Origin of the sequence: Streptomyces sp. NPDC001339 (genome assembly GCF_042895955.1) — a bacterium.
Lineage (GTDB): Bacteria > Actinomycetota > Actinomycetes > Streptomycetales > Streptomycetaceae > Streptomyces.
In genome coordinates, this window is the sequence record NZ_JBIAWT010000008.1 from 372,420 (window position 1) to 386,692 (window position 14,273).

Here is a 14,273-nt window from a genome sequence, read left to right on the forward strand (position 1 = left end):
TTCAGAGGTGAGGCGATGGGATCCGCCGTCGGCTTTGAGAAGCGTTGGAGGGCGGCGCGGTGAGTGCCGTTGCGGGCTTGGAAGCTTCCGGCGTGGCCCAACTCGGGTGCGCGGGTGTGAAGTCCCCGGAATTCCACTGTTGGCGCACACAAGACAGTAATAAGTAATTCAGATTTTCCATGCACAGGTAATGAAGGGCCGAGGGTTCCATGCGCAAGCTTCATCAGGCGCTGCTCGTCGTCGCGGCGGCCGGCGGTCTGTCTGCCATCGGCGCCGGCGTCAGCCATGCCGATGCTCCCGCCGGGTACGGGTACGGGTATGGCGCCGCCCCGCCCCCCGCTCCGCAGCAGGCCGCCCCGGCGCCGGCGTACGCGCCTCCGCCGCCGCCCCCGCAGCCGCAGTACGCTCCGCCGCCGCCCCCGCCGCAGCCGCAGTACGCGCCTCCGCCGCCGCCCCCGCAGTACGCACCGCCGCCGCCCCCGCCGCAGCCGCAGTACGCTCCGCCCCCGCCCCCGCCCCCGCCGCAGCCGCAGTACACGCCGCCGCCGCCGCCCCCGCCGCAGCCGCAGTACACCCCGCCGCCCGCCCCGGCCCCTGAGCCGCCCGCTCCGCAGCACCACGAAGTCCACCACGCCACCGCATCGGCCTCGTCGGGCGGCGCCGCGGAGGCTTCCTCGCACCCTGCGGTGCAGCACTCCGCTCCGCAGGCGGCAGACCCGGCACCCGCCGCGCACTCGACCCCGCAGGTGATGCCCGAGGCGGCCCCGAAGGTGACCCCGCACGTGGCCCCGGAGGTGGTCGCTCCGCAGTCGGTGACGCAGCACCTCCCGCACTCCGGCCCGCAGGTCAACCCGCAGTTCAACCCGACGATCGGCCCGGCGGTCAACCCGCTGATCAACCCGGGCGTCCCGCAGGTCTCCCCGTTCGGGCTCGGCCGGGCGGCGGTGGCTCCGGTGGGACGGCTCGACATGCCCAGTCTGCCCCGGATTTCCTGACCGCTGAAGTTCCGTCAGGACTGGCCCCGCCCCTGGATCGAGGCAACACCAGCGGCGGGGCCTCCGTGGGTGTTTCCCCGTGGGCTTCCGCCCCAGTAAGAAGTCGATCTGCTCCAGATCGCATCCGCACAATCACCGGAGAAGACATGCGCAAGCTTCACAAGGCCGCCGTCGTGGGTGCCGTCCTCGGCAGCGTCGGCGCCCTCAGCGCCGGTTCCGCCTACGCCCACGGAGAGCCGGGGCACGACATCAAGCAGGGCACCTCGTGCCGGTCGCACGACATGAACATCAGCATCCTCGGGGCGCTCGGGGCGTTCAACGGCCTGGCGGGCAACGCGCTCAACGGCGAGGGCTCGCCGGGTGCCCAGCCCGCCAACCTGGGCTCCAAGATGAGCTGCGACAACCACGCCTTCTGACAAGTCTTCTGACGCGACTTCTGGCACACCTTCTGACAAGCCCTCTGAGCACCCGGCAGCCGCGCGGGTGACCGAGGCGACCGAAAGGGGTCCCGACGTCCGAGCCACCGGCCGGCGTCGGGACCCCTTTGCGTCCCCTGGGGGCGGGTCAGCCCATGGTGTCGGGCGCCACGCCCTGCTGCTGCGGCCCCACCTGGTTGGAACAGCTGGTGGTGGGCCCGATCGCCGTGCCCCCCGTGTTCAACAGGCCGCCCACCGGCTCTGTCAAGGGCCGCGTCATCATGCAGTCCTGCGACTGCTGGACGCTGTACTTGCCCGGCTCGGACGCGAAGTGGGAGTTCCTCTGCTGGCAGGTGTAGCTGCCCTGGAGGTCTTGGACGCAGCTGGTCGCCGGGGCTCCGGCGGACGCCTGGGCGGCACCGGCGAAGGTGACGACGAGTCCGCCTACGAGGCCTGAGACGACTGCGAAGTACTTCCGAGTGAGCATGTGAACCGCGTTCCTTTGCGATCGATGCCCGGGCGCCGTGACCGTGAACTGGTCTGCGCCCGGGCTCTGAAGAGAGTCGAGTCGGGGTCCCGGTGCCCGGGCCGGTGGCTCGGACACCGGGACCCCATTTCTGTCAGTGGCCTCCGCCACCGCCGCCTTCGTGGCCGCCACCCTCGCCGCCACCTTCGTCGCCACCGCCGTGGCCGCTCAGCTTGATGCTGTCGTTGCAGCCCATGGACGAGCCGATCGGGGTGGACTGGGCACCCGCCGGGCCTTCGCCGTTGAGCGCGTTGCCCAGAACGCCGTTGAGGATGCCGACCTCACCGAGGACGTCGACGTTCAGGTCGTGCGATCTGCAGGAGCTGCCCTGACCGATCTTCCAGGACTCCGATGCCTTGCCCTTGCCGCCGCCTTGCTGCCCGCCGTCGACGGCGAAGGCGGTGCCGCCGGCGAGGAGGCCGATGCTGCCGAGGGCGGCCACCATGACGGCAGCCTTGTGAAGCTTGCGCATTTCTTCTCCGGTGGATTGAGCCGATGCGATCTGTGAGTGATCGACTTCGTACAGTTACGGAAAGCTAATACGAAATGCCTCACAGTTGCTCAACGACGCGCCGGATGTTATGACCGCAGCGTCCCGGCTCCACCCCTGGAACGGCGCCGCGCCCCTGGCAGATCGGGTCCTCGGCAGGCGGGAAGAGGGGTGGGTGCCCAGCGGCGAACCACCCGTTCGGCCGTACGGCACCTGACTCGTCGGGTCGCGTCGGCCGCTCGGCGGTGCGTACCCACGCGAACGGGCCCTTCGGGGGGTCTCCCCCCGAAGGGCCCGCGACGGGTGTTGCGTACGGCCACTCCCGGCGACCTTAGCCGGTGAAGGCGTGGTTGAACTGGCCGCAGGTGGTGCCCCAGGTCTGGGGGACGGCGAGCGCGCCGATCGGGACGTTGGCCTCGGCGAACGTCTGTGGGCTGCACTCCTGGTACGGACGGAAGTTGTCGACCACCTTCGGTCCGCCGCCGGAGGCGTAGGCGACGCCGGCACCGGCACCGATGGCGGACAGGCCGCCGGCTGCTGCGGCGACGATCGCGACCTGCTGAAGCTTGCGCATGGAACCCCTCGGCCCTTCATTACCTGTGCATAGAGGCCTGATTGCCTACTGTGACCGTCCGCACACTAGCAGTAGTCGTCTTGAGGGTTCCACTTCGCTGCGCGCCCTGTGTCGAACCGTGTGAAAGGCCTCCGCGGGCCCGTGCCGACACCCGCCCTCACCGCCCCAGAACCCTTATAGGACAAGGCGGTTGGGCGGCAGTGACAGGACCGTTCATCGGACTGTCGCCTCAATCGATCCGCCGCCCCCGGCCGGTGTCAGAGAGTGACGAGCGGGCGCTTGCCGCGCAGGTCCTCGGAGTCGTACGTGCCGCGCCCGTCGGCCAGTTCGAGCGTGAAGGTGGTGAAGATCCTCCGGCCGTCCACGGCCTTGGGGTCGGCGAGCGTGACCGTCGCTTTCAGCGGCTCGTCGAGGCAGGTGTCCAGGCACCAGGTGCCGGTGACCTCCCCTGTGCCCACCGCCCGTTTGGCGCTCCACGCCTTCCAGTTGGCGTGGTGGAGGGAGGTGAACTCGGACAGCACCAGGTTCGCGGGGCTGCGCTCGGCGCGGCCGTGCTCGGCGTTCTCCTCGCCGTAGTGATTGATGACGTACGGGGTGCCGGACGTCCGGACCGCCGCGCTCCCGCTGTGCGCCGATGACGGGTGAACGGGGTGGTGTGCGGCGGACGTTGCTCCGGTGGACGTCGCCCCTGTGGACGTTGCTCCTGTGGATGTTGCCCCGGCGGTCTGCGCGGTGGCGAGCGTGCCGAGAACGGCGGCACCGGCCAGGGCGGCCCCCATGGCTGTCTTCGCGGCCGTCTTCGCGGCCGTCCTCGTGCGGCGGGTCTTCCCGGTGATGCGGATACGGATACGGATGCGGCTCATGGCTTTCGCTCCGGTATGTCGTGAGGGCCGGTTGGTGCGTCAGAAGCTATTTGGTGCGTCGAAGCTATGAGGGGCGCTTCTCCGTGGTCCATCGGTCGCGCTGACAGACGCGCATCGACTCATCTCCTCCTGCCCCCCCTGATCCCTCCCTGATCTCCCCCTGATCTCCTCCCGATCTCCTCCTCATCTCGCCGCCGTCTCTCCCTCGTTTCGCCCTCATCGTGTCGCCCTCATCGCGTCGCTCCGTGGAGGGCCGCGCTCCACGAATGGCGCTGCCCGCGTGGCGGGTGCCGGATGCGCCGGGCATGGTGATCAGGACACTGCCCGGCAGGCTCGCGGACAGGGGACCAGGAGGCTTCCGCATGCTTCGGAGAACACTGCGGGTCCCCGCCGCGGGAGTCGCGTACCTGGTGACGGCGGCGGTGTCGTCGTCCGCGGTGGCGGCCGGGCCGGACGAGTTCGCGGTGTACGCCGAGTACCTGAACGTCGTGGCGGCCCGCGAGGCCCGGGCCGGGCCCGGCGCCGGGGCGGCACTGAGGATCGCGCACCGCGGCGCCTCCCGGGACGCGCCCGAGAACACCCTGGCCGCCGTGGACGCCGCACGCCGCCGGGGGTTCGTCTGGGTCGAGAACGATGTGCAGCGCACCAAGGACGGCCGGCTGGTGGTCATCCACGATGCCACGCTGAACCGGACCACCGACGCCGCGAAGGTGTTTCCGGGGCGGGCGCCGTGGCGGGTGCGGGACTTCACCGCCGCCGAGATCGCCCGGCTGGACGCCGGGAGCTGGTTCGGCAAGCGGTTCGCGGGGGAGCGGGTGCCGACGCTCGCCGCGTATCTGCGCCGGCTGGACCATAACGGGCAGCGGCTCCTGCTGGAGATCAAGGCCCCTGGGCGCTATCCGGGAATCGAGGCGGCGGTGGTCCGTGAACTGCGGGCGCGGGGCTGGCTGGACCGCGCCCATGTCCAGGGCCGGCTGGTGGTGCAGAGCTTCTCGGTGCCCTGTGTGAAGACCGTGCACCGACTGGCGCCGCAGCTGCGTACGGGCGTCCTGGGAGCGCCCGATGTGGAGGCCCTGCGGTGGTATGCGCGGTTCGCCGACCAGATCAACCCCCGGCTGTCCGAGGTGAGTTCGCGCTGGCTGGCGGCCGTGCACCGGCTGCGCGGTCCGCACGGGCGCCGGCTGGAGGTCTACGTGTGGGACGTGGCGAAGAAGGCGAAGGCGCGGTCGGTGCGGGCACGGGAGGTCGACGGCGTCATCGAGTAGCCGCGCGCAGGGCGGGATGGGGGGCGTTCACGCGGGAGGGACGCGGGTGAGGCGGGGCAGACGGGGGGAGTGGCGCGGGAGCAGCGCGGGAGTGGCGCGGGAGTGGTGCCGGACGGGAACGGCTGTGGCCGGTGGTCCGTGAAGGAGCTACGGGAGCGGCCGTGACCGGTGGCCCGTGAAGGAGCTGTGGAGGCCGGATGCCCGGGGGGTGACCGCGGTGGTGGCGATTTTCGGGATTCCCGCCGCGTGGATAAGGTGCCCGAGATGTTCCGGAAGGTTCCATTGGCTCTGTTCCGGAAGGCTCCAATGGATCCGTTCCGGGAGGCCCCTTGAGCGACGACTTCCCGGCGTACGGCGAACGACGGGTGCCGCTTCCCCCGCCGCGACGCATGCCGCAGCACGCACCGCTCCCGGCGGGCGTACCGGCGACGCGTCCGGAACCCGGCACCACCACGGCGGCCCACCCCCACCGCGCTCGACGCCGGAGCCACGCCAAGGGTCCTACCAAGAACCACGCCAAAGGCCATGCCAAGAGCCGCGGCAGAGGGCGATCCGGGAGCCACGCCAAGGCCGACGTCCGGGCGAAGCCGCGCGACGCGTTCTTCGACAACGCGAAGTACCTGGCCATCGTGCTGGTGGCGATGGGGCACGCATGGGAGCCGCTGCGCGAGAGCAGCCGGTTCGCGGCGGCGCTCTATATCACCGTCTACTCCTTCCACATGCCGGCGTTCATCATCATCTCCGGCTATTTCTCACGCAGTTTCGATATGCGCAAGGACCGGCTGCAGCGGCTGGTCACCGGAGTCGCGGTGCCGTACGTCCTCTTCGAATACGCCTATACGCTTTTCAAGAGATGGGCGGACGACGACCCGCACTATCCGATCAGCCTGATGGACCCGTGGTATCTGACGTGGTTCCTGGCCGCGCTGTTCGTCTGGCGGCTGACCACCCCGCTGTGGAAAATCGTGCGCTGGCCGGTGCCGCTCGCGCTCACCGTCGCCGTCCTGGCGTCCGTCTCACCCGATATCGGCGACGACCTGGACATGCAGCGGATGCTGCAGTTCCTGCCCTTCTTCGTGGTCGGACTGTCGCTGCGGCCCGAGCATTTCCAGCGCGTACGCCGCAAGAAGGCGCGCGTCCTGGCCGTACCGGTCTTCGCCGCCGCTCTGGCCTTCGCGTACTGGGCGGCGCCGCGGATGAACGCCGCGTGGTTCTACCACCGTGACGCCGCGCAGGAACTCGCTGCCCCGTTGTGGAGCGGTGCGGCGATGACCCTGGCCATGTTCGGCTGCTCGCTGGTGTTGGTGGCCTGCTTCTTCGCCTGGATCCCGGGCCGGACGATGTGGTGCACGGCGCTGGGCGCGGGCACCCTCTACGGCTATCTGCTGCACGGCTTCCTCGCCAAGGGCTCCCGCTTCTGGGACTGGTACGACCTGGCCTGGGTGCACACCCCGTGGGGCATGGTGCTGATCACGCTGTTCGCCGGTGCCGTCATCACCCTGCTGTGCACACCGCCCGTGCAGCGGGCGTTCCGGTGGGCGATGGAGCCCAAGATGGCCTGGGCGTTCACCAGGGAACCAGCAGGAGCGGCCGCCGCCGGCCGCAGCTGAACGCCCGGGGCCGCCCGGGGCCGCTCGAAGCGTCCGGGGCCGCCCGGGAGCCATCGGACGGGCCGTTCTCTCGGACGGACCGGGACCGTTACCTCGGACGAACGCCCTCTCGGACGAACCGCCTACCGGACGACCGCGATGCCCTCGATCTCGACCAGTGCCGCCTCATCCCACAGACGGGTGGCGCCGATCACCGCCATCGCCGGAAAGTCGCCGCCGACCAGCCGCTTCCAGACCTGGCCGAGCTCCCGGGCGTGCCGCCGGTAGTCGGCGACGTCGACCGCGAAGACGGTGAGCTTTGCGAGGTCGGACGGGCCGGCTCCGGAGGCCGCCGCGACCTGGAGGAGGTTCGTCAGGGCGCGCTCGAACTGCTCGACGATGCCGTCCCCGACGATCCGGCCCGATCCGTCCAGGGCAGTCTGCCCGGCGAGGAAGACCAGGGTTCCGGGGGCAGAGCGGACGGCATGACTGAAGCCGGTCGGCGGCGCGAGATGCGGCGGATTGACGCGCTCCAGCCCGCTGCCCGCCCGGCTCTCATCGCCCCTCGCCGTTCCCGTCTCCGGACTCATCCCCGTTCCCGTCTCCGGACTCATCCCCGTTCCCCTCTCCGGGCTCATCCCCGTTCCCGTCGGTTCCTGGGGCTCAGCCTGGTGACGTGACCGGCGCATCGGCCGCCACCGGGGCGCCCGCGGCCCCTCCGGTGTCGGTCAACGCTGGTTCCTTCCCGGCTCACTTCTCAGTCATCCACCCGCCGTCAGCCCCCACCGGGGAGTTTAGCTTGACGTTTATCGTCCAGCGTCGGACAACGTCTCGAACTTGACCGGGCTCATGGCGGTTGCCGGAACTATCGGTGTTTGACTCCCCCTGCTGGTGGGCGGATCTGGTGCTTGACGTACCTGGCAGCATGGCTGGCATGTCTGCTTACGTGATCTCCGAGGTTGAGGTGCTGGACGAGGAGCTGGCTGACACCTACCGGACATTGGCGGAGGCTTCCATTCGTCGGTACGACGGTCGCTATATCGTCCGTGGTGCTGTGCCCCAAGCTGTGGAGGGCACTTGGCCCTCTACCCAGCGGGTGGTCGTCGTCGAGTTCCCGGATGCTGATCGGGCCAAGGAGTGGTACGAGTCTTCCGAGTATGCGGAAGCGCTTGAGGTCCGGGAGGCCGCCCTGGAACGGCGGCTTCTTTTGGTCGAGGGAGTATCTGAGTAGCGACCTCTATCGTCCGGGTTCGAACGCGCCTCGAACTTGATCGGCGTTTTCGCAGTTGAGCGGACGTGAAGACGGCCTTCGTCTGAACCTTTGCTTCGTCACAAGGCACAGGAAGAGCACGAAGGCCGTGGTTCGTGAGTTTGGTGCATCGTGACGTCCTGCGGGATGCATTCGCGGAAGTCTCCTGCTTCCGGCCGGAGTTGTACGCGTGCCCGACTCGCGGGGTGACGCATTGTTCGAGCTGTGCGACGCGCTGTTGTGCACGGACGGGCCGGTGAGGACACTGGCCGACTGCGCCGTGTCTGGCCGGCCTGCCGCTGCCGAGGGCCGCGGACGGCCGCCTGGTGCTGGCCGTCGACGTCTCGCCGTGGTTGCGACCGGACGACGCCAACACCTGCCCCGACCGGGCCTTTTGTCATACGTACGGCCGCGGCGAGGGCAAGCACCAGATGGTCCCAGGATGGCCGTACTCGGTCGTGGCCTGCCTGGAGACGGGCCGCACGTCCTGGACGGCAGTGCTGGACGCAGCCCGCCTGGAGCCCGGTGCGGACGTCGCTGCGGTGACCACGGTCCAGATCACATCTCTACGGGAAAGCGACAGCGCCCGCGTGTCACTTCGCGTCCGCGTGTCACTTCGCGCCCGCGTGTCACTTCGCGGCCGCGTAGCACTGCGCGTTCACGTATCACTTCGCGTCCGCGTAGCACTCCACCACCGCCGTGGTGAACGGAAAACGCACCGGTGTGTCCCCGAACGCGATCCGGCCCGCCGCCGCGGCCGCCGACGTGATCGCCTCGGACACCGCCGGTGCCTCCTCCGCCGGGCAGTGCACGATCACCTCGTCATGCTGGAAGAAGACCAGCTCGGCCCGGAGCCCGGCCTCCCTCAGCGAACGGCGCAGCGCGGCCAGCATCAGCAGCGCCCAGTCGGCGGCGCTGCCCTGGACGACGAAGTTACGCGTGAACCGGCCGCGGGCACGGGCGGCCGCCGAACCGCCGCCGTACCCGGCCGGCTGCTCCTCCTCCTGCGGCAGGCCCGCCTCGTCGGGCGGTGCCACGGACGCGGGCGGGCAGGTGCGGCCCATCCAGGTGCGCACCAGCCGGCCCTCCTCGCCGGCCCGGGCCGCCTCGTCCACATACGCCACGGCCGCCGGATAGCGGCGGCGCAGATCGGCCATGTGCTTGAGGGCGTCACCGGACGTCTGGCCGTAAATCGCGCCGAGCAGACCGAGCTTGGCCTGGTCGCGGTCGCCGCCGAACGCCCGGGCCGCCAGATCCGCGTACAGGTCCTCGCCGCTGCCGGCCACCTCCATCAGACCGCGGTCACGGGAGACGGCGGCCAGCACCCGCGGCTCCATCTGGGCGGCGTCGGCGACCACCAGCCGCCATCCCGGGTCGGCGAGCACGGCCCGCCGGACCACCCTGGGGATCTGCAACGCGCCGCCGCCGTTGGTCGTCCAGCGCCCGGAGACCGTGCCACCGGGCAGATACCCGGGGCGGAAACGGCCGTCGTGCACCCACTGCTGGAGCCACGACCACCCATGGGCGGTGTGCACACGGTAGAGCTGTTTGTACTCCAGCAGCGGTGCCACCGCGGGGTGATCGATCTGCTGAAGTTCCCACTTGCGGGTCGAGGTGAGGGAGATGCCGGCACCGGCAAAGGCCTTGATGATCTCCTGCGGCAGATCGGGGCGCACCCGCGCACCCGGACCGAAGGCCCGGGACACCTCGTCCGCCAGCTCCGCCAGCCGACGGGTCTCCTGCCCACCCGGATACCGCTCGCCCAACAGGCCGTCGAGCAGCGCGCGGTGCACATCCGCCCGCCACGGCACCCCCGCCCGGCCCATTTCCGCGGCCACCAGCATGCCCGCGGACTCGGAAGCCAGCAGCAGCCGCATCCGCTCCGGGTGCTCGGCCCGCTCCGTACGCGCCAGCTGGCCGGCGTACACCTCCAGCAGCGCGGCCAGCTCGTCCGTGCCGGGCGGCAGCGGCACCGGGCCCGGCTCGAAGAGCGACGGCTGGGTCTCGGCCGTACGGGGCGGAGCGTCCGGCGGCACGGGCAGGTGATGCAGCCGCGCCCAGGCCGCAGCCAGCGAACGCGGCTGGCCCGACTGGCCCTCCTCATGGCCGATCAGCAGCGCCTCCGCGGCCTCCACGTCGTAACACCGCTCGACCCGCACCCCCGCCGCCAGCAGCCGCCGGTAGACGTCCGCCGTGGAGCGCCATACCCACCGCTCGACGTCCGGGCGTGAGCGCACCGCCTCGGCGAGCGAGGCCTCCTCCCGCACCGGCCCGGCCGGCTGTCCGTCCTGGGCGAGCGGGCAGAGACGAGCACCCCCGTCGCCCGTCTCCACCACCGCCCATCTCATGCCCCGAGTCTTGCACCAGGGTCTGACAATCGCCCTGACCAGCGCATACACCGACACCTGACCGGCGCTTACACCGACACCTGACGAGCGCATACACCGACACCTGACCAGTGCATACACCCGTAGGCCCCGTGCCGCCGTGCCTACGCTGTCGGCCCCGCGCCGTAGGACCTGTGCCGTAGAACTCGTCCCGTAGGCCCCGCGCTGTCGGCCCCGTGAGTCCCCATTGAGTACCCATTGAGTCCTTATCCCGTACGCACCACCAGCCCGCGCTCGTGTCCCGTGCAGCGGGCCAGGTGTGCGGCCTCCGCCTCCAGCCCCGCCCTGGGCACCTCGCCGTGCTCCGCGAACAGCGTGACCACCACCGCCTCCTCGGTGAACTCCCACACACCGGCCACCCGGCCCTGGTGGACCACCACGGGCGAGATCCAGCCCCCGGACCGGCTGACCGCCGTGCGCCGCCCGGCGGCGACCAGCCGGCCGTCGGCCGTGCCCGGCGCCAGGACGTACTGGTCGAAGCCGGGCAGCAGCCGCACCTCCTCGGACGGCTCCGTGCGGGCCAGCTCCTCGGCGTCCTCGGTCCGCACGAATGCCCCGCCCGCACCGTCCACCTCGACCTCCGTCAGCCGGTCGCCGAGCGCCTCGAACCAGCCGCGCAGCACCGCCTTGCGGGTCGCGCCGCGCAGCAGCCAGGCGTCGAACGCGGCGGGCGTCGCCGGGCCGTGGGCCGCCAGGTAGGCGGAGATCACCGCGGGTGCCGCCTGCTCCGGGTCCGGTATCCCCTGCCAACCGGGTACCCAGGACCGCGGAGAGGTGAAGGTCACGTTCTGCCCCCGGGGCGGCCCCTGGCACAGTCGTCCCGTCCAGGCCAGCGGCTTGAGGACCGCGCTCCATCCGGAGGACAGCTGCTCGCCCAGCCCCTCCAAGCCGGCCCGCGCCACCACCTCGGCGGTCAGTTCCTGCCGGGTCAGCACCCGTCCGCTCAGGATGTCGTCGACGGCCTCCCCGAGAGCCGCCATCTGCTGGGGACTCACCCCGAAGGCCCGCTGCCAGGACGGCTTCTCCCAGGTCCGCGCCGCCCCCAGGAGCGCCAGAAAGGACGCCGTGTCCTCGGCCGGCAGCAGATGCAGGGTGCCGCGCATCGCCCACGTCCGGATCAGGGAGCGGTCCTCGAGCGCCTGCCGCACGGCATCGGCATCGGCACGTGGGCTCTGCTGCCGTACCGCAACGGCGAGTTCGGCGGCCGAGGGTACTTGCGCCTGTACGCCGGCCAGCCGCGCGACCAGCGCCACGGCGGAGGCGGTGGTCCGGGGCGCCAGGCTCTGCCGCCGCAACCGCCAGGACAGCACCTGTGCATGTGTCACCTTCATGCCGCCATTGCACACGACACCACTGACAATCGGCCGTTCCCGGCGGCGGCCCGGGGCGGCCCGGGTTCACGGCATCTGAGTGAATGGGCGAAACCGCGCTCACCGAGGCGAGTTGACCAGTGCACTCCGGATGTCAGCACTCCGCTCCACGAAGGGTGAGAAGTGATCAAGAAGGTCCTGGCCACGACGGCTGTAGCCGCCTCCGTCGTAGGAATTTCGGCGGCGGTCGCTCCCCAGGCGATGGCGAACGGCGAGCGTCACGGCACCACGACGTTCAACGGCAACGCCAGCAAGTCCATGTACGGAAACTCCGCCACCCGCGGCAAGATGAGCCCCCAGCTGGAGCTCGTCCAGGGTTCTCTGAACCAGCTCTGTGCCGCTCTGATCGGCGAAAAGCTCAATGTCGGTTCGGTGTTCGGGATGTTCGTCCCGGTCACCGTTCAGGACATCAATGTGCTGTCCAACCCGCAGGTGCAGCAGTGCGTCAGGAATTCGACGCAGACCAAGGGCGACGAGCCGCTGTCGCACGTCCTCAGCAACATCCCGATCAAGTCCGGCAACGGCGGCGGGGGCGGCCAGAAGCAGTGGGGCGGGGGCCGGAAGGGCTGACCTGTCACCGCCGCGCGCCCGGGCCGCAGGCTCTCACTCCTTGTGCGGTCCCGGGGTTGCGGCCCCCGACATGAATCGTGGGGACAGAATTCTCGCTCCCTTCTTCCGGTGGGAACTCTTCTGCGGCGGGTGCCTCGTCTGTTCGAACTCCGGTGTTTTTTCCGCCTCGTATGCACGGCGCTGATCGCCCGAAGAGTTTGCATCCTTCGGGCGATTCCTCCGAAACTTCCCGGCCAGAGTTCCGTCCACGAGGAGAAATTGTTACCAATATCGGCAGCGGCGTAACGGGCGAGCAGGCTGGCGCCCGTGCAACACGACGATCGTGTTCGCTACGGACTCGCTGCAGGAAGGGCTGAAATGAAGTACGCAAAGGTCGCAGCAGTCGCTGCCAGCACGCTCATGATGATGGGCGCGGCGGCCCCGGCGTTCGCCGACGCGGGCACCAAGGGGGGCGTCAAGAAGGCCGGCGGTATCGGCTCCGCGAATGTCGTGCAGTTTCCGTTCAACATTCCGATCAACGCCTGTGGCAACACCGCTCAGTTCATCGGACTGCTCAACCCGGCCTTCGGCAACCGCTGCAAGCTCCTCTGACGCGACGGAATTCGAGCCGCGTCCGTCCGGTCCGGCCCCGATGCACTCACTGCGCATCGGGGCCGGTCGCCGTACGGGGCTCTGCGGGTAGCGCCATCGCCATCCCGGACTTCCCGGCGAGGCGGACAAGAAGAACAGGAGTGCAAGAAGACAGGAGGCAAGAAGACGGGAGGGCGAGAAGACAGGGGGCGAGAAGGCAGGAGACAAGAAGGGGGAACTTTCAGAGTTTCTCCGGGCGGCAGCACTCGTTAGTCACCGTGAATGCGGTGGTCCGAGCAGCGAAGTGATTGCTCGCGCGGCAATGGTGCCGCAGGACCGTCAAGCACCGCCCGAGAAGGGACAGTTGAAAGTGAAGTACGCAAAGTCTGCTGCGATTATCGCCGGTTCCGTCATGGCTCTGGGTGCCGCCGCGCCCGCTTTCGCCGCCCACCCCGCGGCCGTCGGCAACCCCGCAGCGGGCAACCGCCCCGTGGCTCCCGGCGTCGGCGCCGAGGCCGGGGCTCCCAAGATGAGCCTCAACGGCGGGCTGTCGGACGCGCTGCAGAGCAAGCAGCTGGACGGCCACCAGTTCCGGCCACTGGTCAAGAAGGTCAAGAACACCGGCGAGAAGGTCAAGTCGGCCAGCGCGAAAAAGGTGATCAGCGGCGTATCGGAAGCCGCCAAGACCACCCCGCTGCTCGGAGGGCTCCGGCTCCCGCTGAGGTAAGTTCGCTGTTTCGGTGGGTTGTGCCCGGTGAATTCAATGCGGATATCTAGATTGCGTGGGGTCCGAGTACGCAGACCGCTGTCCGGCCCATTACCGCAACGCGAATATTATCCGTCTGGTTTCTTTCGGCCGGCAGTGGAACGGGCCGGTGAAACGGATCAGGGCGTCTGTTCATTTGAGTGAATGGGCACAACCAAATTCCTCCTTGTGAGTTGGGCAGAATGCCCGGCCCAAGGGCACCCCGAAACGCGAAGGATCACGAATGATCAAGAAGGCTCTGGCGACCGCAGCTGCGACTGCGTCCATTGTTGGTGTTGCCGCAGGTGCCGCCCCCGAGGCCATGGCCATCGGTACGCACCACGGACCGTCTTCCATCAACGGCAATGGCACGCGTCAGTACTTCGGGAACTCGACCACGCACGGCTACATGAGCCCGCAGATCGGTCTGATCCAGGGTTCGCTCAACAAGCCCTGCGTCGCGCTGCCGTCGAAGGCGAACATCGGCTCGCTGGTCGGAGTGGTGCCGATCAGCGTTCAGGACATCAACCTGCTGTCCAACCCGCAGATCCAGCAGTGCACCGAGAACTCCACCCAGGCCAAGGGTGACGAGGGGCTGTCACACGTCCTCGACAGCATCTTCCTCGGCTCCGGCAACGGCGGCGGTGGCGGCCGGAAGCGCTGA

General features: G+C 69.6%; 16 protein-coding genes and 1 pseudogene. 10 read left to right on the forward strand and 7 right to left on the reverse strand.

The genetic code is table 11. From position 1 onward, the window contains the following. The first annotated feature begins 209 nt into the window (after nt 1-209). Together ACFY12_RS25350 and ACFY12_RS25355 are read left to right on the forward strand one after the other, a co-directional pair. Nucleotides 210-995, forward strand: coding sequence for a hypothetical protein (locus tag ACFY12_RS25350; RefSeq protein ID WP_390718177.1), 786 nt, complete (start codon nt 210-212; stop codon nt 993-995). Nucleotides 996-1,141: 146 nt separating this feature from the next. Further along, nucleotides 1,142-1,411, forward strand: a complete 270-nt coding sequence (locus tag ACFY12_RS25355; protein ID WP_390718178.1) for a hypothetical protein — start codon at nt 1,142-1,144, stop codon at nt 1,409-1,411. A 148-nt stretch (nt 1,412-1,559) separates the two neighbouring features. On the opposite strand, the gene ACFY12_RS25360 is transcribed toward ACFY12_RS25355, so the two are convergent. The 4 genes from ACFY12_RS25360 to ACFY12_RS25375 form a co-directional block, all read right to left on the reverse strand. Continuing rightward, a complete protein-coding gene (locus ACFY12_RS25360) occupies nt 1,560-1,898 on the reverse strand; it encodes a hypothetical protein (protein WP_390718179.1) in 339 nt (112 codons plus the stop codon). Nucleotides 1,899-2,031: 133 nt separating this feature from the next. Then, nucleotides 2,032-2,409, reverse strand: coding sequence for a hypothetical protein (locus ACFY12_RS25365; protein WP_390718180.1), 378 nt, complete (start codon nt 2,407-2,409; stop codon nt 2,032-2,034). Between the two features lie 349 nt (nt 2,410-2,758). Further along, the gene (locus ACFY12_RS25370) at nt 2,759-3,001 is read right to left on the reverse strand and encodes a hypothetical protein (RefSeq protein WP_390718181.1); all 243 of its coding nucleotides are present in this window, start codon (nt 2,999-3,001) and stop codon (nt 2,759-2,761) included. A 257-nt stretch (nt 3,002-3,258) separates the two neighbouring features. Further along, a complete protein-coding gene (locus tag ACFY12_RS25375; RefSeq protein ID WP_390718182.1) occupies nt 3,259-3,864 on the reverse strand; it encodes a hypothetical protein in 606 nt (201 codons plus the stop codon). A 362-nt stretch (nt 3,865-4,226) separates the two neighbouring features. Between ACFY12_RS25375 and ACFY12_RS25380 the strand changes: the two genes are divergently transcribed. After that, nucleotides 4,227-5,129: a glycerophosphodiester phosphodiesterase gene (locus ACFY12_RS25380; protein ID WP_390718183.1), complete on the forward strand. Its 903-nt coding sequence runs from the start codon at nt 4,227-4,229 to the stop codon at nt 5,127-5,129. A 329-nt stretch (nt 5,130-5,458) separates the two neighbouring features. After that, nucleotides 5,459-6,739, forward strand: coding sequence for an acyltransferase family protein (locus ACFY12_RS25385; protein WP_390718184.1), 1,281 nt, complete (start codon nt 5,459-5,461; stop codon nt 6,737-6,739). Nucleotides 6,740-6,861: 122 nt separating this feature from the next. Here ACFY12_RS25385 and ACFY12_RS25390 read toward each other — a convergent pair whose 3' ends face one another. Beyond that, complete coding sequence (locus tag ACFY12_RS25390) at nt 6,862-7,308, reverse strand: RidA family protein (RefSeq protein ID WP_390718185.1); 447 nt, start codon at nt 7,306-7,308, stop codon at nt 6,862-6,864. A 344-nt stretch (nt 7,309-7,652) separates the two neighbouring features. On the opposite strand from ACFY12_RS25390, the gene ACFY12_RS25395 reads away from it, so the two are divergent. Together ACFY12_RS25395 and ACFY12_RS25400 are read left to right on the forward strand one after the other, a co-directional pair. Beyond that, nucleotides 7,653-7,949: a DUF1330 domain-containing protein gene (locus ACFY12_RS25395; RefSeq protein ID WP_390718186.1), complete on the forward strand. Its 297-nt coding sequence runs from the start codon at nt 7,653-7,655 to the stop codon at nt 7,947-7,949. 143 nt (nt 7,950-8,092) lie between these two features. Next, nucleotides 8,093-8,542, forward strand: a pseudogene (locus ACFY12_RS25400) (transposase); the annotation flags it as partial. Between the two features lie 90 nt (nt 8,543-8,632). On the opposite strand, the gene ACFY12_RS25405 reads toward ACFY12_RS25400, so the two are convergent. Further along, nucleotides 8,633-10,315: a bifunctional 3'-5' exonuclease/DNA polymerase gene (locus ACFY12_RS25405; RefSeq protein ID WP_390718187.1), complete on the reverse strand. Its 1,683-nt coding sequence runs from the start codon at nt 10,313-10,315 to the stop codon at nt 8,633-8,635. Between the two features lie 245 nt (nt 10,316-10,560). Continuing rightward, the gene (locus ACFY12_RS25410; RefSeq protein WP_390718188.1) at nt 10,561-11,685 is read right to left on the reverse strand and encodes a winged helix DNA-binding domain-containing protein; all 1,125 of its coding nucleotides are present in this window, start codon (nt 11,683-11,685) and stop codon (nt 10,561-10,563) included. A gap of 162 nt (nt 11,686-11,847) precedes the next feature. On the opposite strand from ACFY12_RS25410, the gene ACFY12_RS25415 reads away from it, so the two are divergent. The 4 genes from ACFY12_RS25415 (at nt 11,848) to ACFY12_RS25430 (ending at nt 14,273) form a co-directional block, all read left to right on the forward strand. Then, nucleotides 11,848-12,294 carry a rodlin gene (locus ACFY12_RS25415; RefSeq protein ID WP_390718189.1) on the forward strand — a complete coding sequence of 149 codons (447 nt, stop codon included), beginning with the start codon at nt 11,848-11,850 and terminating at the stop codon, nt 12,292-12,294. Nucleotides 12,295-12,651: 357 nt separating this feature from the next. Next, nucleotides 12,652-12,885, forward strand: coding sequence for a chaplin (locus ACFY12_RS25420; protein ID WP_390718190.1), 234 nt, complete (start codon nt 12,652-12,654; stop codon nt 12,883-12,885). A 349-nt stretch (nt 12,886-13,234) separates the two neighbouring features. Then, a complete protein-coding gene (locus ACFY12_RS25425) occupies nt 13,235-13,591 on the forward strand; it encodes a hypothetical protein (RefSeq protein ID WP_390718191.1) in 357 nt (118 codons plus the stop codon). Nucleotides 13,592-13,853: 262 nt separating this feature from the next. Further along, on the forward strand, nt 13,854-14,273 hold the full coding sequence (locus ACFY12_RS25430) for a rodlin (RefSeq protein WP_390718192.1): 420 nt from the start codon (nt 13,854-13,856) through the stop codon (nt 14,271-14,273).